The sequence below is a fragment of the Thermoanaerobaculia bacterium genome (assembly GCA_018057705.1).
In the GTDB taxonomy this organism is placed as follows: Bacteria; Acidobacteriota; Thermoanaerobaculia; order Multivoradales; family JAGPDF01; genus JAGPDF01.
The window spans coordinates 27,305-49,476 of the sequence record JAGPDF010000031.1; the positions used below are offsets into that span (position 1 = coordinate 27,305).

A 22,172-nucleotide genomic window follows, 5' to 3' on the forward strand; every position below is an offset into this window, starting at 1 on the left:
GATCAGGGACTCGGCGACAGCGAGAGCGCCGCGAGATGCCGGGAGATCATCTGCTCGAGGCGCGGTGTCGCCGGCCGGAGCTCCGCCGCGGCCGCTGCGGGCCCCGGGAGAGGCCCCTCCTGTCCGGGCGGGTCGGCCTCGCCGGCCCCGGCCAGGCGGGCGCGGGCGAAGGCGGCGAGGAATCGGGCCTCGAGGGCCGGGCGGAGGCGGGCGTCGCCGAGCCGGCGCTGGGCTTCCACGACGCGTCCGAATTCGCCGAGGGCGGCGCGGTCGCGACCCGCCGCGAGCTCCATGCGGCCGAGCAGGAGCGCCGCGAGAACCTGATCGCTCGCGAGGCCCCGGGCCGCCACCGCTTCCGCGAGCGGGCGCAGGGTCTCCGCTTCCGCCAGTCGCCCGAGGTCGACGAGAACGTGGCCCCGGTGCAGCTCGTTGAGGCGATAGCGGCGGTGACTCTCTCCAAAAGCGCGTCGCAGCCCGTCTCCGGCGAGGACGAGATTGCGCAGCGCCGCGTCGGGCCGCAGCTGCTCGCGCTCGACCGTGGCGAGCAGGGTGCGCGCGGCGGCGGTATCCGGGTGCTCTTCTCCGAGCTGCTTCTCGCGCGCGGCAAGCGTCTCGCGCGCCAGCGTCTCGGCTGTGTCGACCTCGCCGACGACGAGACAGATCCGGGCCATGTTCAGCGGCGCGACCGAGTAGCGCGGATGGTCCTCGCCGAGGAGCTTCTTGCGCATCGCAAGGGCCGTCGAGAAGAGCTCGTAGGCCTCCTCGGTCCTGCCGCGGACCTCGAGCACGCGCGCCAGATTGCTGCGCACCCAGTTCGTGCGCGGGTCGGTGGCGCCATAGGCGCGGACGGCGAGATCGAAGGCTCGCCGGGTGGCCGCTTCGGCGGGCTCGAACTCGTCCTGCGCGAGATGCGCGAGCCCGAGGACCTGAAGCGGTCCGGCGAGTGCACGCGGCTCGACCTCCGGCTGCGCTTCGAGGATCGCCAGCGCTTCGGCGATCGCCTCCTCCGCTTCCGCCGGACGGTCGAGCGCGCCCACGATCTCGGCGAGCACGGTCAGGGCGCGCGGGAGGTCCGGATGGCCCGGATCCAGGTGACGTCGGCGCAAATCGACACTGCGCCGGGCGAGCGGTTCCGCAGCGGCAGTCTCCCCGCGCACGTCGGCGACCACGGCCAGAACGTAAAGGGCCTGCGCCTCGAAGAGCTCACTGTTCGGCAGGCGCGCGGTCACTTCGAGACCGCGCCGGGCGAGCTTCTCGGCGGTCGACCAGTGACCGAGCCCGTAGTTCATCTCGGCGATCTGCAGGATCATCGGAACGAACAGCGCGGGCTCGTCGGCGAGCTCGCCTTCCAGGCGCTCCTCGCCCCGGCGCAGGAGCTCGCCGGCGGTCGGGTCCTCGCCGCTGTTCTCGAGCGGGCTCGAGGCGCGGAAGATGCTGACGAGGAAGCGCGAGACCTCTTCGGAGCGCCGCGCTTCGCTCCGCGCGCGATCGCGTTCGGCGGCGACTTGTCGCGACTGCAGCAGGACGACGATCGTTGCCGCGAGCACGAGCAGCGCGACCAGACTGGCGGAGCCGACCGCCAACCGGTGCCGCCGAACGAACTTCCGGGCGCGATAGCGGATGGTGTCGGGTCGCGCCAGGACCGGCTGATCGGCCAGGAAGCGTTCGACGTCGTCGGCCAGGCGATCGGCCGAGCCGTACCGGCGTTCGGGGTCCTTCTGCAGCGCCTTGCGCACGATGGTCTCGAGGTCGGCGGGGATCCGGGCGAGCCCGGTCGATGTGCCGCCTGCGCCGGGCTGGCTCCGGCGATTCGACGGCGCGAGTGGCGGCGGATCGGCCTCGCAGACGACACGTTCGAGCTCGCGCCAGCTGTCCTCCCGGAAGAGGTGCGCCGGCCGGCCGGCGAGCATTTCATAGAGCAGGAGGCCGAGCTGGTAGACGTCCGACGCGGTCTGGACAGGCTCTCCGCGGATCTGCTCGGGCGAGGCATAGGCCGGAGTCAGCGGCCGGGTCGTCGTGCGCGTCTCGGGCGCCGAGAGCTCCAGACCGTCGAGTGCCCGGGAGCCCGCGAGTACTTTGGCGATGCCGAAATCGAGGAGCTTGACGACGCCGGACCGGTCGACGAGGAGATTCGACGGCTTGAGGTCGCGATGCACGATGAGGTGGGAATGCGCATGCTGCACGGCCCGGGCCGCGGTGGCGAAGAGCTGGAGCCGTTCGGTGAGCGACGGGTTCCGGGAGGCGCACCAGCGATCGATCGCTTCGCCATCGATGAGCTCGAGGACGAGGTACGGCCGCCCGTCGTCGGCGACGCCGCCATCGAGCACGCGAGCGATGTTCGGATGGGCCAGCGTCGCGAGGATCTGGCGCTCCTGCTCGAAGCGCTGTACGAGCTCGGAGTCGCGATCGGGGGAGCGTTCGAAGAGCTTGAGGGCTGCCCGCTGCCGGAATCCTCCCGCGACACGCTCGGCGACGAAGACGCGCGACATGCCGCCACGGGCGAGGGGCTCGACGATCCTCCAGGCGCCGACGCGCGAGCCGGCGGCAAACGCGTCCGCGGCTTCGGGACGGGCGCGCGCCGCGAGGATGGCACCCTGGCGGAGAGCCTGGTCGAGACTGGCTTCGGTGCCGCAACGGGCGGCGTCGAGCAGCCGGTCGAGCAGGGCGGCGACGGCTGCGTCCTCCCCGCGCAGGAGCTCCAGCTGTTCGCCGCGCCGGACTTCGTCGAGATCGAGCAACTCGGCGAACAGCCGGTCGGCCCGGCGGGCGCGCTCGAGGTCGAGGTCGCCGATCACCTCGACGCTTCCAGGTCGAGCCGCAGCCAGGCGCGGGCGCGTTGCCACTCGCGCTGGGCCGTGCGCAGCGGCAGGCCGAGCGTGGCGGCGGTTTCGGCTTCGGTGAGACCGGCGAAGACGCGCAGCTCGACCAGTCGGACGAGTTGGGGATTGATCTCCTCGAGGCGTTCGAGCGCGTCGTGCACCCGCTCGAGGTCCGTGGCGCCGACGTCCAGGATGTGGACCCCTGTATCGAGCGGCAGGTGGACGATCCCCTCGCCGCGCTTGCCGGCGTTCGCCGCGCGATGTTGATCGATCACCAGTTGCCGCATGGCGCGCGCGCAGACGGCGAAGAAGTGCTCGCGATCGCGCGCCGGAGTCGCTGCGCTCGCGGCGAGCTTCATATAGGCCTCGTGCACGAGCGCGGTGGTCTCGAGTCCTGCCGGGCGCCCGGCCCGCAGCTGCGAGCGGGCGATGCGTTTGAGCTCAGCGTAGAGCAGCTCGACCAGCGCCGGAAAGGCGCTACTGTCCCCAGAGCCATAGGCGGAGAAGAGTCTGTCGAGCTCGACAGTGCCCCCGGTCATCAATTTCTGGCTTCCCCCGGCGATTTCGGCAGACGCTATCAAAGCGCCGTACCGGGCGGGAGCCGGTCCGGGAACGCGTCACGGGACGACGTCGCTCCAGGCGGCATCGCCGCCGGACTCGAAGTCGTCGGTGAAGAGGACGCGCCGGGCGAACCGGCGGACCAGGACGTCGTCGCTGTCGTCGAGCCCGAAATCGGGAGCGTTCCAGACCACCGCGAAAGTCGCCGGCCCCACAGCCACGTCGGGGCGCTCGGGGGAGCCAAACGCCGCGCCGAGGACGGAGAACGAGCTTCCCACGGGCTGGCCCGACTTCGTGAACTCCCGCGCCAGGATGTCGTTCGCAGACTGCAGAATGTCCCACACCACGACGAAGGCACCGTCGGCGGCCATGCCGATCCGGAAGCCCGAACTCGGAATGGTCGGCGCATCGTCCACGACCCACTCCGGGCCGAGGGCGTCGCAGTCGCGATCGAAGAAGCGGGCTCGAAGGTGGAAGTCGCCGATGGATGTGTACCAGACGACGGCAAAGTGCCCGTCCGCGGCGGCGGCGATCTGGGGGCCGTACTGGTTGCCCTGAGTCGTCTGGTTGACCGGGATTGCAGGTCCGAAGACCTGCGTATCGGTCACACAGCGCAATGCGACTCCCTTGCCTTCGCCGTCGAAGTCGGTCCAGGCGACGACCGCCCGGTCGTCGCCCAGGGCCGCGACGGCGACATCCCGATCGCCCGAGTTGCTGATGCCCACCGGAAACTCGCCCATCCCCACCCCGGCCGGTGTCGAGCGCTCGAACCAGACCGTGTCGCTCCAGGCCGACCAGGCCACGACCATCTCATCGTTGGCATCGATGTCCACGGCATGAAAGGCAACGGATGCCGTCTCGAGAGGATCATCGATCGCCAGCTCTCCGGACAGAAGGGTCCCGTCGGCGGACGTTCGCCGCGCATAGAGGTGATTTCCGTTGCCGGGACCGAGCGGCTCGAGACTCAACCAGATGGCCGCCCAATCGGCGCTTCCATTCATGGCGAGGTCCGGCCGATTCTGGTTGCCGGCGACGACCGCATTGAGCGTCGACTCGCTCCCAAAGGTACCGTTGGCCTGAAGGCGGCGGCTCCGGATGTCCTGCGCGTTGGTGACGAAGGACTGATACCAGGCAATCCGAAAGGCGCCGTTGTCGGCCGCACCGACGCGCGCCCAGCGAGCCTCGAAGTCGAGCTCCGTGTTGACGATCGTGGCACTGCCCAGCGGAAGAGGCTGAGCGGCGGCCGGCGCCAGGGCGGCGGATGCGAGGAACAGACCGGACAGGAGCGCAGCAATTGGACTCAAGGAAACAATGGGATTCATGGAAGCAATGGGGTTCATGGAAGACCCTCCTGCCTCGCTCCACGGATTCGGGCGGGCGATCCCGCCAGGACGGAGGTGCCAGGAGAGCCCTGAACGAGCGGTCATGGCGTGACCGCGCTCCAGGCCGTGAAGTCGAGGGACTCGAAGCCGTCGGTGAAGACAACCCGGCGTGCGAAGCGGCGGACGACGATGTTACGCGGCCCGGCGGCGCCGCTGTCGGGAGTCGTCCAGACCGCCCCGAAGGTTCCGGCGGAGATGGCGACCGCGGGGTTCGCCTGCACACCGAGGGTTGTCGCGTTGACGGCAAAAGGCGCTCCGGCCGGTAATCCCACCTTGGTGTACTCCCGGGCGGCGATGCCGTTGTCGGCGTCGAACTCCTGCGAGTACCAGACCACCACGAAGGCGCCGTCGGCCGCCATATCCACACGGGGAAAGGCCGCAGGCTCACCCGGGGTGCTGACGGTGAACTCGTTCCCGATCGGCGCACAATCGGTCCCCCCTCCGTCGATGGTGAAGAGCCGCGCCCGGATCTCGAGCTCGTGCTGCCAGACGATGACGAAGCGGAACTGGCCGTCCGACGCTACTGCGGGAAAGGTCTGGTCACCGGTCACGACGGCGTGCGCAATCGTCCCGGGTTCGAGCGCGAGGGCGAGCTCGTGGCAACGAAAGTAGGCGCCGCTCCCTTGTCCGTCGCTCGCGTGCCAGACGGCCACCCATTGATCCCCGTAGAGGCCGGCAGCATCCGGAGCCGAGCCTGGCGCACTCGCGGCTATGGCCGAGCCGGCGAACTGAACCCCGGAACGGTCGCGGAATCTGCCTTCGATGGAATTGCCGTCGCTTTCGTTGCGCCAGACGCCGACGAAGGAGTCGTCGCCCACCGCGGCCACCGCCGGGAAGGAGATGTCTGCCGGCAAGTCGACTGCGAACTGGGATTCGGCGCCGAGGATCGTGCCGCCAGCGGTGGTCCAACGCCCGAACGGCAAGTCGACTCCGACGGCTGCCTGATCGGTCGACCAGCTGGCGACCCAGTCGCCGCCAGCGGTCGAATCGACGCTCGGGGACTTCTGGTCGAGGGTCGTCGTCTCGGAGAGCAGAGAGTCGCTGCCGAGCGACCCGTTGACCTGCAGGCGGCGGATCCGGACATCCCAATGGGCCGGATCGCCCACCTGTGTGCTCCAGACGATGCGGAAGTTGTCGGCGCCGTCGGCCGCAATGTCGGGCGACGTCTGTTCGCCCGCGACGGTGGCGTTCACCGTCACTTCGCCGCCGATCGGGAGCGGCTGGGCGGGAGAAATGGTGGACAGCGCAAGCGACAGTCCGAGAGAGAGCGCGATGCATCGGTTCATGGGAAGCCTCCTGCAACCTCCCACGGATTCGGTCGGTGGATCCCGCCAGCGGCCTGAGGGAATCTTGCGCCGAACCTAGAGCGGAACCCGCTTTCCGCCGACCATGACGAAGCTCGGATGGGTGAGGAGGCCCAGGTCGCCCAGTGGGTCGCCGGGGACGGCGACGAGGTCGGCGAGCTTGCCGGGTTCGAGCGTGCCGATCCGATCCTCCCAGCCGAGGAGCTCGGCGCCGACGCGGGTCGCCGCCTGGATCGCCTGCATCGGCGTCATGCCGGCGCGGTGGAGCGCCGCGATCTCGCCCACATTGATCTCCTGCGTATAGCCGCCGAAGTCGCTGCCGGCGGCGATCTTCACGCCGGCGCGGATCGCCTTGCCGACCCAGGCGTACTGTTCGTCCTTGTAACGCTTCGAAAGCTCGATCATCTTTGCCTGCGCGCCGGTCGGGTCGCCGTGCTCGATGTAGTAGTCGCCGATGTAGAGCGTCGGGACCAGCCAGACACCGCTCTCGACCAGCATGCCGATCGCCTCGTCGTCGAGAAAGGTACCGTGCTCGATCGAGCGCACGCCGGCGCGGATCGCGGCCTTGATCCCATCGGTGGCGTGGGCGTGGGCCATCACGGGGACGCCGTGGCGCTTCGCCTCGTCGACGGCGACGCGGAGCTCCTCCGGGGAAAAGTGCACATCCTGCGGTCGGTCGCCGGCCGACATGAAGGCGCCGGTCACCAGGAGCTTCACCCAGTCGCTGCCGTACTTGATCTCCTCGCGCACGGCCTTCCTCACCTCTTCGACGCCGTCGGCGATGCGGCCGTCGGCCGCGACGCGGACCTCGGGCGCGAGGAAGTTGATGTCGCCGCCGCCGCCGGTGGTCGAGAGGTAGTGGGCCGCGCCGGTGAGCCGGGGCCCGAGGAAGAGCCCGGCGTCGATCGCCTTGCGCAGGTCGGTCACAGCGTAGGCAACGTCGGCGTCCCCCGCGATACGCAGCGTCGTCCAGCCGGCGCGCAGGTTGTCCTGCACCGCCTTCATGCCGCGCAACGCCTTGAACGCCGAAGAGTGCTTGAGATGGTCGATCTGGTAGTCGTCGACCGTGATCAGCGGATGCGAATGCGCGTCGACGAGCCCCGGGAGGAGCGTCGCGTCGCCGAGGTCGAGCGTCTCGAGCCCCGGCGTGAGGAGCTCTCTTCCGCCGACCGCCACGATCCGCTCGCCTTCGACGACGACCACGGCGTCTTGCTTCACCTGGTCGCTGCGCCCGTCGATCAAACGGGCGGCGCGGACAGCGATACGAGAAGAAGCTGCTGGTAGAGGAGAGGCGGTTGCAGCGCTGGCGGCTGTCGACGGGGCGAGTGTGGCGGCGGCGATCCAGGCCAGGGTTCGCAGATGGGCTCGCATCACGGGACGGTAACAGATCCTCGTGGCGACGCCGGGGGGGCTGCTAGGGGTCGCGGAAGCGGGCTTCGATCTTCGTGGGGCCCCATACGGTGAAGTGGAGCGTCGGGCTCGTGGCGGGCTGGGCGAGCGGTGGGGTGGTCTCGATCTGCCAGCCGAGGAAGCGGTCGCGGGCTGACGGCTCGACTTCGGCTTCGAGGGCGAGGCCGGCGGGGTAGGTGCCGGTGTAGCTGGCGCCGATGTCGAAACCGTCCACCTTCACCGTTCCCTCCGGGGCACTGAGCTCGACCGGCATCGGCTCGCCGGCACCGAGCATCTTCTGGAGCTGGTTCCGGATCGCCTGTGGGCGCCAGGCGAAGTAGTCGCGGAGTTTCCCGGCCCAGTCGAGGTCGGTGACGCCGAGGGTCTTAGCAGTCTGCTCGTAGCGCACGACCAGGCTCTCGAGGTAATCGGGGGTGAGCTGATGGTTGAGCGCCTGCGTCGTGCGGCGGACGATCTCTGTGCTGTACTCCGGGTCCTCCTCGACGAGTCGGTGCAGGAGAGCTTGCTGCGGCGAGCGCAGCTCTCGCTGGTTGTCGAGCACGTAGGGCAGCACGTCGCGCTTGTTGCCGAAGCGCGAGTTTCGCGGCGGCGTGCGGAAGCTCATGTCGTGGTCCCAGTGAACCCAGGTCCAGCGGCCGGAGGCGAGCTCGCCGCGGCGGTCGCGGAGCATCGCCTCCTGGTAGAGGTCGCCGGTGCCGTTGAAGAGCACCGTGACCAGCCAGGTGGTGAGCCTGTCGAGGTCGTAGTGCTCGGCCGCGCCGGCGCGCGTGAACGGCGCCGGCGCGGCGGCGATCCAGGCCATTTCGCTCGCCCAGAAGCGGTCGCTCGCCGCGCTCTCGCGGCGCGGGTCGCCGGCGTGGCGCTTGCCGCGGTGGAGCTCGAAGTCTTCGTGGCCGAAATGGCGGCGCACGAAGTCGGCGTCGATGTGCTCGCTGATCGAGTAGACGCTCGCCGGTGCGCCGTTGAGACTGAAGCCGACCGGGCGTGTGCGCGGCGTGAAGGCGCCGAGACGGCGGCCGATCTCGTACGCCACCTCGCCCGGAAAGGCCCAGACCGAGCCGTCGGTGTCTTCGTCGTCGAGCTCCGAGATGACGAAACGGGCGAGCGGCAGGAGGGGTGTCGCCAACTCGGGCGAAACGAGGCGTCCCGGGAGTCCCGCCGCGCCGTGCTCGCTGCGGAAGGAGAAGCGGTACCCGTAGGGCGGGTAGCGCCGGCTCACGCCGCCGTGGATCCGGACGCCGACCGGCGCGGCGAACTGGAGCTTGCCGTGCTCGAAGAACGAGATCCAGCCGGTCTCCTCGGTCTCACGCCCCGGCATCCACGGCCGGCTGTGCACCCGGGCGGTGCGGCAGGGATCGAGCCAGAGCGAGACCAGAGGCGGGCCGGCGTCGCGCCACGGGGCCGGGGCGAGCCGGCTGCTCGGAAGCTCGGCCAGGGGGAGCTGGCGGCCGGCGAGCTCGAGCTCCGGGCACTTGCCCTCGGGCGCGAGCTGCTTTGGCGTGACCGGTGCTGCCAGGACCTGGGCGCCGGGCGGTTGCACCACCAGCTCGCCCGAGCGCGCGAGGAGCGTCGTCATCCGCGCCGAGTCGAGCTCGGAGCGCGTGGCGTGGGTGCGCGCGAGCCGGGAGCGCAACTGTTTCCCGGGTTCCGTCGCCGCGAGGCCGACGAGGATCAGGGCAACCAGGAGGGCGGCGCCGGCCGCCGGCAGCCAGCGATGCCGGCGATCCCAGCGCTGCCTGCGGTCTCCGCGGCTTCCGCGGCCGGCGGTCACCGGCTGCTGGCGCTCTGGGGGTAGACGATGGCGAGGCTCTGCGGTGCGGCGCGCTCCTGCAGCAGCCGCTCGACGGCGGGCGCCTCCGAGCTCTTCAAGCCCGCGAAACGCCAGGTGACCGAGACCCGCCCGTCGAGGCGCGTCAGGCTCTCGAGGACCCCCGACCGGCCGGAGGCCGCGAGCGCCGCGAAGAACGCCTCACTGTGAGCCGCATAGCCGACCTCGTCGAAGGTCGCGATCACCAGACCGGTCGAGCTGCCCCGGCGGAAGACCGGACGCACCAGCTCCTGCACCAGGAGGACGAGCACCGCGGCGGCGAGCAGGGCGCCGAGGAAGCCCAGCAGCCCGGTCGCCGCGGCGAGCGAGGTGGCGATGACGACCATCAGGAAGCCGATCTCTTCGGGCTCCTTGATCGGCGTCCGGAAGCGCACGATCGAGAGCGCGCCCAGGAGGCCGAGCGAGAGCGGCAACGAGAACTGGATGCAGATGAAGATCGCCGTCACCGCGATGGCGATGAGCGGAAAGGCGCGGTGGATCTCGCTGCCGGTGGCGCGACGGCCGTAGAACTGAACGTAGAGCTGGGCGACGACGATCGCCGCGATGGCCGAGATGGCGAGCAGGAGGAGGAACGAGCCGACACCGAGCGGCGGTCCCTTGCCCTCCCAGGCGGCGGTCAGCTTGCCGAACATCTCCCCCATGCGAAACCCTCCCCGTGCGAAGCGGTCGTAGCGCTCGCAGCGATCGTAGCGAGCGACTCAGTCGAGCAGACAGAAACTGTACTTGGAAAACGACTCGCGACGGCCGCCGAGCGCCGCGAGCCCTGCGAGCCCCGGCGGCAGGTCGCGGTTCCCGCCCTTGAGCTCGACCAGGAACGGCGAGCGCAGGTTCCCGGGGAGTTGCCGGATCCCGGGCGCTGCTGAGGCCCAGTCCGCGATCCGCAGGGCGGTGATCTCGCTGTCGAGGGCGATCCGCAGACCCGAAGCGGGCTCGACGAAGCGCTCCCGGCGATAGGTGAGGTGCACCGCCGGCCGCAGCCCTGCCGGTACGGCCTCGCGGGCGTCCGCGAGGAGCGCCGGAATCCGGGTGAGGGCGGGCGAATCGAGACTCCGGCGCGAGAGCTCGCGGCCGTCGATCGCCTTCGCTGCCACCGGGAGCCGCAGCTTCTCGCGCCGGCTGCCGACCCGGCGCTTGACCTCCAGCCAGACCGCCGGCGAGTGGTCGTACCAGCGCAGGCGGATCTTGGTCTTCAGATAGTCGCTGCCGAGCTTCTCCGCCAGCGACTCGAGCCCCGGACCGTCGAAGTAGATCGTCTCGACGAGGCTCGCGGCGTGCGGCTCCTCCCGCCGGCAGGCGCCCGAGAGGATCGCCCGCGCCACGGCGAGCGTGGCGCCCGGGAAGACGAACTTGACCTCGTGGTCGAGCGCCTGCAGTGGCTCTGCGGAGAGCGTGACGCCGGGCACGACCGCCTCAGGAGGCGCGAACGATGGCGAAGGCGAAGCCGAGGTCATCGATCGGCGCCGGGGCCAGGCCGTCGCCGTTGCCGCTTTCGGCATCGCCGCTCTGCCAGTCGACGGCGAGCGTCTCGCCCGAGATCCAGTCGCGATGCGTGGCGATCGCCGCCTCGAGCTCGGGCGCGGCGCTGTAACGCACGCGGATCCGGTCGGCATAGTCGAGCCCGGCCTCCTTGCGCGCTGTCTGCAGGCGATTGACCACCTCGCGCGCGCGGCCCTCGCAGATGAGCGCCGGGGTGAGCTGCGGGTCGAGAGCGACGAGGAGCTCGCCGTCGTTCGCCGTCGCCATCCCCTCCTTCTCGATCAGCCGGACCTCGAGATCCTCGGGCAGCAACACCAACGCCCCGCCGTCGGCCAGGATCTCGATCCGGCCGTCGCGCGCGAGGGTTTCGGCGAGGACATCGCCGTCGGCTGCGAGGAGCGCCGCCTGTGCGGACTTCATCCTCCCGCCGAGCTTCTTGCCGAGGACGCGGAAGTTGGGCCGCACCTCGTGGGTGACGAAATCGCCACGACGTTCGGCGAAGAAGATGTCCTTCACGTTCAGCTCGTCGAGGACGAGCCCGCGCACACGCTCGAGCTGTGGCCGCACGTCGACGCCGAAGATCTCCGGGGCGAGGACGAGCGTCGCCGAGGCGAGCGGCTGGCGGTTCTTCAGGTCGTGCTCCGCCCGCGCCACGCGCCCGAGGCCGACGATGCGCTTCGCGAGGCCCATTGCGCCGACGAGCGCGAGAAGGCTGCGATCCCGCTCCAGGATACCTGTCGCCTCGGGCCAGTCCTCGAGATGAACGCTCACGGGAGCGTCGGGATTCACGGACCGCACGAGGTGCTCGTGAAGCGTCTCGGCGAGGAAAGGAGTGAAGGGAGCGATCAGCCGGGCAAGGGTGGTCAGGACCGTGTACAGCGTCTGATAGGCAGCTTCCTTGTTCGAGCTTTTCGCGTCCGGCTCCGCGACCCCGTCGGCCGTAGCCGCACTCCAGAAGCGATCCCGGCTGCGGCGGATATACCAGTTGTTCAGGTCGTCGACGAAGGCCTCGAGCCGGCGGGCCGGTTCGGCGATCCGATAGCCCTCGAGCAGCAGCGCGATCTGCTCGATCTCGGTATCGAGGCGTCCGAGGATCCATCGGTCCAGATCCGCCCGATTCTCGACCGGTATGGCGCGGTCGGGGCGCGGCTGCCAGCCGTCGAGATTGGCGTAGATCGTGAAGAAAGAGAGAGCGTTCCAGATCGGCAGCTGCAACCCCTGCGCCGCTTCGCGCACCAGCTTCGCCGAGAAGCGCGAGGTCTGCTCGGGGTCGTTGACGTAGAAGTACCAGCGCATCGCGTCGGCGCCGGTCTCGGCGATGACGCCCAGCGGATCGACGACGTTGCCGAGGCGTTTCGACATCTTGCGGCCCTGGTCGTCGTTGACGTGCCCCATGACGATGCAGTGCTCGAAGGCGACCGAGTCGAAGAGGGCGCAGGCGAGGACGTGCAGGGTGTAGAACCAGCCGCGGGTCTGGTCCACGGCCTCCGAGATGAAGTCGGCGGGGGCGAACTTGCCCCCTGGCGCGACCAGCTCGGCGTTCTCGAACGGGTAGTGATGCTGAGCGAACGGCATCGCGCCGGAATCGAACCAGGCGTCGATGACATCCTCGACCCTGCGGAAGACGCCGTTCCTGCCCTCGTCCCGGCAGCCGTAGCACTCCCAGGTCAGGTCGTCGATCATCGGGCGATGCGGATCGAACTGGGCGCGATCGTAGAGGTCATCCGGCACTCTCTTGCCGGCCTCGTGGAAAAGCTCGGTAAAGGAGGAAAAGACGCGCTCGGCGGGGCAGAGGTCGCACTTCCAGATCGGCAGCGGTGTGCCCCAATAGCGCTTGCGGGAAAGGGCCCAGTCGACCACGCCTTCGAGCCAGTTGCCGAAGCGGCCCTTGCCGATCGCCTCCGGATGCCAGTCGATCGTCAGATTCTTGGCCACCAAACGGTCGCGGATCGCGGTCGTCTTGACGAACCAGCTCTTGGAGGCGAACTGGAGGAGTGGCGTATCGCAGCGCCAGCAGAACGGGTAACTGTGCTTGTAGCGCTCGGAGTGCAACAGGAGCTGACGCTCCTTGAGGTCGCGGAGGATCTCCTTGTCCGCATCCTTGAACCATGTTCCGGCGAAGCGCTCGAGCCCCGCCTTCGCCGCGATCTTGCCGTCGGCCTCGACCGTCTTGAACAGGGGCAGGCCGTACTTCTGCCCCGTCGCGTAGTCGTCGGCGCCGAAGGCCGGCGCCGTGTGCACGAGGCCCGTGCCGTCGCTCGCGGTGACGTAGTCGGCAGTGACCACCAGCCAGCCGTCCTCGTCGGAGGGCGGCGGCTGCGGGGCGAGATCGGGACGCTGTCGCTCGTCGAAAGGTCCGGTGCGATACGGCCGGTCGTATCGGAGGCCCTGGAGCGTATCGCCGCTGAAACGCGCGAGCGCCGGCTGATCGCGGAGATCCCGTTTCTGGCGCTTGCCGTCGATCTCGACCTCGTACGGAATCGGGATCTCGATCTGGTCGGCGAAGAGGAGGCGGGCTCCGGGTCGAGTCGGATGCTCGACGACGCGATAGACGAGTCCGGGATGAACCGCCAGGCCCGAGTGGCCCGGCATCGTCCATGGGGTTGTTGTCCAGGCGACGAGATAGAAGTCGGTGGGAACGACGAACTCCCTGCCCTCGACGGTCGAAAGACGCCGTCCGGGTCGGGCCGGGAAGAGCACCCAAATCGACGGGTCCTCGATCTCCTTGTAGTTCTGTGCGACCTCGTGAGAGGAGAGCGTCGTGCCGCAGCGGGCGCAATAGGGCTGAACTTTGTGCCCCTCGAAGAGGAGCTTCTTGTCGTAGAGCTCGCCCAACGCCCACCAGACCGACTCGACGTAGCGGTTCGAGTAGGTGAAGTAGGCGTCGTCGAGATCCACCCAGTAGCCGACGCGCTCGGTCATCGCTCGCCACTGGCGCTCATAGGTCATCACTGAGTCGTAGCAGGCGCGGTTGAACTGTTCGATCGAGGCGCGGGGGTCGCCGGGGACGAGTTGCTCGATGTCGCGCTTGCCGGCGAGACCGAGCCGCTTCTCGACCTCGATCTCGACCGCCAGGCCGTGGGTGTCCCAGCCGGCCTTCCTGGCGACCCGTTTGCCGCGCATGGTCTGGAAGCGCGGGAAGAGGTCCTTGACCACCCGGGTCAGCACGTGCCCGACGTGCGGCGTGTTGTTGGCGGTCGGCGGGCCTTCGAAGAAGGTGAACTCGGGGCCGCCGGCGTTCTTCCCGACCGATCGCGAAAAGACGGCCTCACGGCGCCAGAGGTCGAGCACGGCCTCTTCGAGCTGCGGGAACGGATAGCCCGCTGGCACCCGCGGGAATCTGGGGGTCGTCATCCGGCCGGCAGCTGATCGGCGAACAGCGCGAGACGTTCCGCGAAGGCCGCCGCCGCTTCGTTGTGCGGCAGGGTGCCGGCGCCCTCCAGCACCTCGAGCTCGGCGTTGCCGACCGCCTGGAGCCATAGGTCGGCCGATTCGACCGGCGGATTCGCCGCTTCCCGGCCCCAGACGAGCAGTGTCGGGGTGGCGAGGCGCGAGAGCGCCGGACCGATGCGGTGGTTGAGATAGCCCGAAAGATAGGCGGCGAGCGCCGCCCGATTGGCGGGCTCGTGGGCACCCCGGTAGTGATGGTCGACGAGCGAGTCGGTTACCAGCGCCGGATCGGAATAGACCTCTTCGCAGAGGTAGCGCTGGATGCCCTTCCTCGTCGTGTAGAGGTTCAGGGCCGAGGTACCGAAGATCGGCAGCTTCAGAAGGCGGTGGATGACGGCGTCCTTGAGGTCGGGTTCCTCGCTCGCGAGGTCGATCCCGACCGGGCAGGAGAGCACCAGGCCGCGCACCAGCTCGGGGTGGTCGACCGCCACCTGCACGGCGTAGGCGGCGGTGAGGCCGGAGGCGACGAGCACCGCCCGGCGCCGCACGACGTCGTCCAGGAAGTCGAGCAGAAACTCGATGTAGAGCTCGCCGTCGAGCGCCGTCGGCGGGCGCTCCGACCGGCCCCAGCCGGGAAAGTCGGGGGCGAAGACCTGGAAGTCTTCGGACAGCCTCTCCGCCGCCCGGCGCCACTCGAGCGAATCGTGCCCTGGACCGAACGAATGCAGCAGGACGATCGGCTCTCCCGATCCGAGGCGCTGAAACACGACGTCCGCGAGGTCCCAGGCGTAGCGGTGCCGGCGGCCCCAGACGGTCGGCTCGAGCTTCCGCGCGCGGCGTGCGATGGACGCGTTGATGACCGCCGGCAGGCCGATCGCCGCGCCACCCAGGAGCAGGCCCCGGAGGATCCGCTGGCGCCGCTTTCGCCGCTGTTCTTCTTCGCTGGTCCAGGCCGTCATCGCAGGGCCAGAATACCATGGCGCCTGCCGCCTCCCCGAGGCGTTAGGATGCGTCGCCAGGGGGTCCTATGGCTGTTCTGCCGATCGTTCGAATGGGGAATCCGGTGCTGCGCACACCGGCGGCGCCGGTGCCGCCGGAGGCGCTCGCTGAGCCTGCGACACAGCAGTGGATCGACGACATGGTCGAGACGATGCTCGAGGCCGACGGGGTCGGACTCGCCGCGCCGCAGGTCGGCGTCGATTGGCAGCTGTTCGTCTACCAGGCGGAGGACGACGACGACCCGCAGGGCGGAATCCCGCTCTGCGTCGTGGTCAACCCGGAGCTCGAGGCTCTGCCGGGCGAACGGGTCGTCGACTGGGAGGGCTGCCTTTCGATACCGGATCTGCGCGGGCTCGTGCCGCGCCACCCGGCGGTGCGCCTGCGCGGCCTGGACCGCGAAGGCAGTCCCGTGGATCGCGTCGTCGCAGGTTTCGAAGCGCGCATCGTGCAGCACGAGTTCGACCACCTGCACGGCGTCCTCTTCCTCGACCGGATGCGCGACCTCGCCTCGCTCGCTTTCCTCGACGAGTGGCAGGAGTTCGTGGGCGCGGTCGGACCGGAGGCCGAGCCCGCCGTTTCCCGGACGCCGACGGGCGCCGCGCAAGCCACAAGTTGAGCCTCAGGTTCCATCTGCTTTGGGCCGGCCGGCACTCGCCGGAGCCATGGGAGTCGCTGTCGGCGGACTACCGTCGCCGGATCGAGGGCTTCGTTCCGATCCGCGAACAGGCGATCCGGGTCGCCGCCTCTGGCGAGGACCGGGCGCGGCGACGGCTCGAAGGGGAGGCTCTCTCGGCCGCGGCAGCGAAGCCGGCGTATCTCGTGGCGCTCGACGAACGCGGTGCGCTGTGGACTTCGGAGGAGCTGGCGCAGCAGGTCGAGCGCTGGCGCGCGGAGTGGCCGCACCCGGTCGTCTTCTTTCTCGGCAGCGATGTCGGACTCGACCCGGCGCTCCTCGAATCGTGCCGGTTGCGCCTCGCTTTCGGGCGCATGACGCTGCCCCACCATCTGGCGCGGCTGGTGCTTCTCGAACAGCTCTACAGGGCGCTTTCGATCGTCGCTGGAATCAACTATCATCGCGCGACGTTGAAGCAGGACCAGTAGCCCGGTGGAAGGGCAGTTGCGAGGAGGCAGTAGGTGGCACCCAAAACGGTGAGAACTTCCGGTAAGAGCGTCAAGCAGGGGACGAAGACCCGAGGGGGGGCTCAGCCGGTGCGCAAGTCTGCCGCCAAGGCGGTGAAGACGCCGACGGCTCCGGCGCACGGCAAGAAGGCCGCCAAACCTGCTGCCCGGCCGGCCACGAAGGCGCCGGCGAAGAAGGTGGCCGCGGCGCCAGCCAAGGCCGCGCCGCGGGCGGCGAAGCCCGCCGCGAAGAAGCCCGTCGCCAAGGTCGCGGTCAAGCCCGCCGGCAAGAAGGCCGCGAAGCCTGCGATCCCCGCGAAGCCCGCGGCCAGGAAGCCCACAGCGGCGAAGGCTACGGCGATGAAGCCGAAGGCGGTCGCGGCGAGCACGACGCCAGCGAAGGCGCCCGGCCCCCGGCATCCGCAGCGCACGCCGGCGCCGCCCGCGCCCGCTGCCGAGGGGGGCGTCCGGGCGAAGCCCGCGGCCGCAGAGGTCGCGCCGGCCGTTCTTCCCGTCGCCCGTCCGGTCTCTGCGATGCGGCCCGTACCGGCGCTCAAGCGTCCGTTCTCCCGCGAGTCCGTGCGGGTCGGCGAGTCGAAGGCTGCGCATCCCACGGGCGCCCGGCCGGTCTTCCCGGCGGAGTTCCTCCAGCATCAGCGCGAACGTCTCCTGGTCAAGAAGCAGGAGATCCTCGCGATGTACCAGAAGGATCTGAAGAGCGGGCAGGAGTCCAACGACAGCCCGACCGAGGACCTGGTCGATCGCGCCAACAACGCCTACACGCGCGAGTTGGCCTTCTCGATCTCGGACAGCGAGCGCGAGCTCATGCACCAGATCGATCTGGCGATCGAGCGTTTGAACAGCGGCGCCTACGGATTCTGCCTGCACACCGGCCAGCAGATCGGACAGGCACGCCTCGAGGCGATTCCATGGGCCAAGTACAGCGTCGAGGCCCAGGAGCTGCTCGAGAAAGGCCTGCTTTCGGAGGCTTGACCGGGGGCCCTCCCGGCCCACGGGCGGCCGTTGCCCCCCATGCGCGTCCGCTCCTTCATCGGGCTCCTGGCTGCGGTCGCGGTCGTCGTCTACGCGGTCGTACTGCATACCAACAACCGCGAGCTATTCCAGCAGCGCTTCCACCTCGGGCCGGAAACGTCGATCCCGCTCTGGGGAGCGCTGCTGGCGATCTTCCTTCTGGGCTTCCTGCCGACCGGGGTGACGCTCGTCATCGACACCCTGCGCCTCGATCTCAGCCAGCGGCGTGACCGCCGGCGCCAACGCGAAGACGACAGCCTCGAGGCCACCCTGCGCCGCGCCGTCGACTTCCAGGCCGACGGCCAGTGGGGGAAGGCCGCGGCAGAGCTCGAGACCTACCTCGCCGCGAAGCCCGACCACTTCGCCGGGCAGTTGCGCTACGGCGAAGTCCTGCGCCAGCTCGGGCGCTCCGCCGAGGCGATCGAGGTGCATCGCCGCGCCGCGGTGACCTACCCGCGCTCGGTCAGCCTCCTCTACTATCTCGCTGCCGACTATCGCGAGCGCGGCGACGTCGAGATCGCCCGCGAGACCGAGTCGCGGATCGTGCGCGACTTCCCAGGCTTCGGCCTCGAGGTGCTGCGCGACCGGCGTGCGACGGCCCTCACGGCCCGCGAGTTCGGCACCGCCCGGGAGTTGCACGAGCGCATCACCGAGCTCCTGAACGAGAGCGGCGATTCGGCGGCGCTGGCGCGAGAGTCGAGCCTCGCCCAGGGTCTCACCTACCAGCAGGGCGTGCGCATGCTGGAGGAGGACAGGGCGACCGAAGCGGCGACCCTCTTCCGTGGACTCCTGGCGCACGAGCCGAGGTTCATCCCGGCGCGCATCATGCTCGGCGAAGCGGAGCTCCTCGAGGACCGCGAGGCGGAGGCGATCGCAGCCTGGCGGGCCGGCTACCAGGAGACCGGCAGCCCGGTCTTCCTGCAGCGGATCGAGGACTATTTCATCGAGCAGGAAGAGCCGATGCGCGCCATCGAGACCCTGCGCGCGCTCATCGCGACGGCCGGCAACGATCTGCTGCCGCGCTTCTACCTCGGCCGTCTCTACTTTCGGCTCGAAATGCTCGAAGAGGCGACGAAGCAGCTCGGAGCGATCGAGGAGCGCATCAAGTCGTCTCCCACCTACCACTTCCTGCTCGGCCGGATTCACCATCGCCGCGGCGATCTGCAGAAGGCCGTCGAGTCGTTCGGCGCCTGCCTGCGGCAGCTCGACGTCGGCAGCGCCGAGTATCTCTGCCGCGTCTGCCACCAGCGCTACGCCGACTGGCGCGACTCCTGCTCGCGCTGCGGCTCGTGGAATTCGGTCGACCTCAACTTCGAAGAGGAGCGGCTGTCGGCGGAGGAGCTCGGAGTCCTCGCGGTCCCGGTTTGGGGGCCAGCGGAGGACTCCGGCGAGTACTCGCTCGCGGCCATCTCGGTCCCCGCGGACCTCGAGCCGGAGAAGTAGCTCCTGCAAGCGATCCTCAAGGCCATCGCGGCGGGGCGCCTGCAACCGGTCTATCTCGTCCACGGCAGCCGCGCGCTCGCCGAACCCTCCGGCCTCCGCCTGGCGGAGGCGCTCGGCGGGGCCCTCGGCTGCGCCCCGCAAGTCGTGCGCCGGCCGGACGAGATCGCCGACGTCGCGGCCGACCTCCGGACCTTCTCGCTCTTCGCCGATGGCAAGGTCGTCGCGGTGGTCGAGAGCGGTGTGTTCGCCGATCGCGCGACCGCGGCGGCGCTGTTCGACGAAGTCCGCCAGCAGCTGCCCTGGAGCGGTGGCCCCGACGACCTCTCCGGCAAAGCGCGGGACGCAGCAACGCGGCTGCTCCAGGTCTTGCGGCTGTTCGATCTCGACCCGGGTGCGCTCGGCTTCGAGCGCGCGATCGCCGGGCTGCCGGAAGCACTTCTTGCCGGCAAGGCGGCTCGCGGCAGTGGCAAGGGGAAGGGCAGCGTGGAGGAGACCCGCGCCGCGCTCCTGCCGATGCTTGCGGCGGCGGTCGGGTCGGGCCTGCGCGGCCTCGGTGAGAGCGCCGCGTCGCTGGTGGCCGATCTGGTGCGCGACGGCCTGCCGGACCGCCACGCCCTGGTGTTGATCGAGAGCGCCGTCGCCGACGGCCACCCGGTCGTCGAAGCGCTCACCCGCCGTGAAGCGGTCGCCTTCGCTGGCGAGATCACCGCCGGCAAGCAGGGCTTCGACGGCCTTCCGGCGCTGGCGAGCGAGCTCCAACGCGAGACCGGGGTGGAGATCGATCGCGCGGCGCTCGCGGCGCTGGCGAAACGGACCTTGCGCTTCGAGGAGGGCTTCGGCGAGGGTCGGGATGTCGACGCGGACTCGATGGCGCGCTTCGCCGGCGAATATCGCAAGCTCGCCGCGCTCTCTGGCGGGGCGAAGATCCAGATCGCCCAGGTCGAGAAGAACGTCGAGGACCGCGGCCAGGAAGACACCTTCCAGATCCTCGACGCGATCGGCGAAGGCCGCGCTGCGGAGGCACTCGCCAAACTCGACCGTTATCTGGGCAGCGCCGAGGACCCGCTCGCCGCCCGCCTCATGTTCTTCGGCAGTCTGGCCGGCTTTTGCCGCCGCATCGTCGCCGTGCGCGGTGTCGCCACGACCCTGCGCATCCCGACCAACGAGCGCAACTACGGTCGCTTCAGCACCCAGTGGGCACCGAAGCTGCAGAGTGAGATCCCCGGCCTCGCCAAGAACCCGCTTGCCGGAATGAAACCCTTTCCGATCTTCAAGGCCTACCTCGCCGCCGGCCGGATTCCCGCCGCGACGCTCGATAGTCTGCCGGCGAGGGTGCTCGAGACCGAGCGCCGTCTGAAAGGCGACTCCGGCGATCCGGACGCCGCCCTCGCCGCCCTCGTTCTCGCCCTGGCGAAGCCCGGCTGATCCCGGCTAATCCGGGCTGGGCCCGGCGGATCCCGGCGAGCCGGGGGCCGCGCTGCCGTCGAGCCAGACCAGCGTGCGGTCGAGAACGACGACGGCGAGGCGCTCGCCGTCGGGACTCCAGGCGAGGTTGTACGGTGTCTCGGGGAAGGGGATCGTGAGCAGCAGGCGACCGGTCGCCGGCTCCCAGATCCGCGCGGTGTGATCCGACGAGACGCTCGCCAGCCGTCGGCCGTCCGGCGAGAAGGCGACGTTGTGCACGATCTCGCCGTGCCCCTCGAGGGTCTGCAGGCGTTGCCCGGTCTCGACGTTCCACAGCGTGATCGACCGGTCCGAGGAGCCTGCGGCGAGCGTCCGGCCCGTGGGGTCGAAGGCGAGCATCAGGGCTCCCTTGCCGTGCGCCATCCGCCCGCGGATCGTGCGCGCCTCGAAGTCCCAGAGTCGGAGGACGCCATCGGCGGTGCCTACCGCGAGGAGCGTCCCGTCCGGGCTCCAGGCGAGGTCGGTGATGGTGGCGTCGGCATCGGCGCCGTCGGCGAGCGCCGCCTCGGGGGCGCCGTCCGGCAACCGCCAGACCCTGGCCACTCCTCCGGGTGCGGCGCCGGCCACGAAGCTCGAGTCGGGGTGGAAGGCGATCGGTTCGACGCGGCCCTCCTCGAGTGCGAGGAGCTCGGCCCGCCTCTCTCCGGTTGGCGCGTCCCACAGCACCGTCCTGCCGTCGTTCCCGGTCGTCGCGAGGTACTTCCCGTCGCGACTCCAGCCCACACGCACTCCCGATTGCCCGTGCCCGACGAAGCTGGTGATCTCGCGGTTCGTGCGCGTGTCGATGGTGCGGATGAGTCCGGTCCACCCGGTCATGGCCAGGCGGGACCCATCCGGCGAGAAGGCCAGGCCGTACATGGCTTCGGTCGTCGACGTCGCCGTCGACAGGGTCGGATCCCATGTCCTGAGACTGCCTTCGAGCCCGCCCGTGATCAGGCGCCCGTCGCGATGGCGGGCGACGGCCGTGACGCCGCTGGTGTGGCCGTGGCGGAGGGCCCGCTGCTCGCCGGTGCGCGCGTCCCAGACGCGCAGCGTCCCGTCCTGCGAAACCGAGGCCAGGCGGGCCTCGTCGAGGAAGACAGCATCGTTGATCCACTGCGACTGACCTTCTGCCTGGCCGACGAGCGTGCGCTCGAGGGCGCCCGTGGCGACAGCCCAGACGCGGATCGTCCCGTCTTTCGCCATGACGGCGAGCCGACCGCCGTCGGTCGAGAAGGCGACGCCCTGTACGGCCTTGTAGGGCTCTTTCTCCGCCGGTTGGAGGCGCTTCGCCATCGTCCAGTCCTTCGACCACCAGAGTGTGGCGTCGTCGTCCCACGTTCCGGTGGCGAGCAGCGCGCCGTCGGGCGACCAGGCCACCGTCACGATCGGCTTGACGCCGTGCTCCCACGAGGCGACGAGGCGGCCGTCCCGGGGATCCCAGATCTTGACGACGCCCCACACGCCGCGCTCGGAGGTCCGGTCCCAGGAGGTCGTCGCCAGCCGGCTGCCGTCCGGATGAAAGGCGACGGCGGTGATGCCGCGGCCGGTGGGCGCGAGGGTGCGCACTGCGGCGCCGGTGCCGGCGTCCCAGATCCGGACCGTGCCGTCGCTCGACCCGGAAGCCACGACCCCGCCGTCGGGCGAAAACGCGACGCCCCAGGCCGCTGCGGCGTGGCCGGCCGTCGAGCGGAGGGCTTTCAGGGTCTCGCCGTCCCACAACTTCACCGAACCGTTGCGCCCGGTGGTCGCGATGAGTGTGCCGTCCGGGCTCACCGCCAGATCGCTCACCGGCTCTCCGGTGTCGGTAGAGGCGAGGCTCTCGTCGGCGCGACCGTCGAGGTAACGCCATTCGAAGCCGCGCAGCGCCGCCGGCGCCTCCGCGAGCCAGCGCTTCGCGGCCTGGGTGTCGTGGAGGCGCAAGTTCGCATCCGCCGCCGCGATGGCTGCCGCGTAGAGCCGCTCGTCG

The 22,172-nt window shown here is 70.0% G+C and carries 16 protein-coding genes; 5 read left to right on the top strand and 11 right to left on the bottom strand.

Annotation, left to right across the window (positions count from 1 at the left end):
• Positions 1 to 2: 2 nt before the first annotated feature.
• The 10 genes from KBI44_11415 to KBI44_11460 all read right to left on the bottom strand — a co-directional run bounded on the left by KBI44_11415 (position 3) and on the right by KBI44_11460 (position 15,126).
• Positions 3 to 2,795, bottom strand: coding sequence for a serine/threonine protein kinase (locus KBI44_11415; GenBank protein MBP9145085.1), 2,793 nt, complete (start codon positions 2,793 to 2,795; stop codon positions 3 to 5).
• Positions 2,792 to 3,358 (bottom strand): RNA polymerase subunit sigma-70, encoded by a 567-nt coding sequence (locus tag KBI44_11420; GenBank protein ID MBP9145086.1) that lies wholly within the window; start codon positions 3,356 to 3,358, stop codon positions 2,792 to 2,794. The genes KBI44_11415 and KBI44_11420 overlap by 4 nt, the downstream gene beginning before the upstream one ends.
• A gap of 78 nt (positions 3,359 to 3,436) precedes the next feature.
• A complete protein-coding gene (locus KBI44_11425; GenBank protein ID MBP9145087.1) occupies positions 3,437 to 4,717 on the bottom strand; it encodes a hypothetical protein in 1,281 nt (426 codons plus the stop codon).
• A gap of 83 nt (positions 4,718 to 4,800) precedes the next feature.
• A complete protein-coding gene (locus KBI44_11430; protein ID MBP9145088.1) occupies positions 4,801 to 6,045 on the bottom strand; it encodes a hypothetical protein in 1,245 nt (414 codons plus the stop codon).
• A 75-nt stretch (positions 6,046 to 6,120) separates the two neighbouring features.
• Complete coding sequence (locus KBI44_11435; GenBank protein ID MBP9145089.1) at positions 6,121 to 7,434, bottom strand: amidohydrolase family protein; 1,314 nt, start codon at positions 7,432 to 7,434, stop codon at positions 6,121 to 6,123.
• A gap of 43 nt (positions 7,435 to 7,477) precedes the next feature.
• On the bottom strand, positions 7,478 to 9,244 hold the full coding sequence (locus KBI44_11440) for a CotH kinase family protein (GenBank protein ID MBP9145090.1): 1,767 nt from the start codon (positions 9,242 to 9,244) through the stop codon (positions 7,478 to 7,480).
• Positions 9,241 to 9,942 (bottom strand): DUF4956 domain-containing protein, encoded by a 702-nt coding sequence (locus tag KBI44_11445; protein ID MBP9145091.1) that lies wholly within the window; start codon positions 9,940 to 9,942, stop codon positions 9,241 to 9,243. Before KBI44_11445 ends, KBI44_11440 begins: the two co-directional genes overlap by 4 nt.
• Positions 9,943 to 9,999: 57 nt before the next feature.
• A complete protein-coding gene (locus KBI44_11450) occupies positions 10,000 to 10,752 on the bottom strand; it encodes a VTC domain-containing protein (GenBank protein ID MBP9145092.1) in 753 nt (250 codons plus the stop codon).
• Positions 10,712 to 14,131, bottom strand: coding sequence for an isoleucine--tRNA ligase (locus KBI44_11455; protein MBP9145093.1), 3,420 nt, complete (start codon positions 14,129 to 14,131; stop codon positions 10,712 to 10,714). Before KBI44_11455 ends, KBI44_11450 begins: the two co-directional genes overlap by 41 nt.
• Positions 14,128 to 15,126, bottom strand: coding sequence for an alpha/beta fold hydrolase (locus tag KBI44_11460; GenBank protein ID MBP9145094.1), 999 nt, complete (start codon positions 15,124 to 15,126; stop codon positions 14,128 to 14,130). Before KBI44_11460 ends, KBI44_11455 begins: the two co-directional genes overlap by 4 nt.
• A gap of 68 nt (positions 15,127 to 15,194) precedes the next feature.
• On the opposite strand from KBI44_11460, the gene def reads away from it, so the two are divergent.
• From def to KBI44_11485, 5 genes are all read left to right on the top strand, one after another.
• Positions 15,195 to 15,782 (top strand): peptide deformylase, encoded by a 588-nt coding sequence (def, locus tag KBI44_11465; GenBank protein MBP9145095.1) that lies wholly within the window; start codon positions 15,195 to 15,197, stop codon positions 15,780 to 15,782.
• Positions 15,779 to 16,267, top strand: coding sequence for a 23S rRNA (pseudouridine(1915)-N(3))-methyltransferase RlmH (locus KBI44_11470; GenBank protein MBP9145096.1), 489 nt, complete (start codon positions 15,779 to 15,781; stop codon positions 16,265 to 16,267). Before def ends, KBI44_11470 begins: the two co-directional genes overlap by 4 nt.
• A gap of 33 nt (positions 16,268 to 16,300) precedes the next feature.
• On the top strand, positions 16,301 to 17,278 hold the full coding sequence (locus KBI44_11475) for a TraR/DksA C4-type zinc finger protein (GenBank protein ID MBP9145097.1): 978 nt from the start codon (positions 16,301 to 16,303) through the stop codon (positions 17,276 to 17,278).
• A gap of 39 nt (positions 17,279 to 17,317) precedes the next feature.
• Complete coding sequence (locus tag KBI44_11480) at positions 17,318 to 18,760, top strand: tetratricopeptide repeat protein (protein ID MBP9145098.1); 1,443 nt, start codon at positions 17,318 to 17,320, stop codon at positions 18,758 to 18,760.
• 144 nt (positions 18,761 to 18,904) lie between these two features.
• On the top strand, positions 18,905 to 20,185 hold the full coding sequence (locus KBI44_11485) for a hypothetical protein (GenBank protein ID MBP9145099.1): 1,281 nt from the start codon (positions 18,905 to 18,907) through the stop codon (positions 20,183 to 20,185).
• Positions 20,186 to 20,191: 6 nt separating this feature from the next.
• Here KBI44_11485 and KBI44_11490 read toward each other — a convergent pair.
• A partial coding sequence (locus tag KBI44_11490) for a WD40 repeat domain-containing protein (GenBank protein MBP9145100.1) occupies positions 20,192 to 22,172 on the bottom strand: 1,981 nt, incomplete at its 5' end.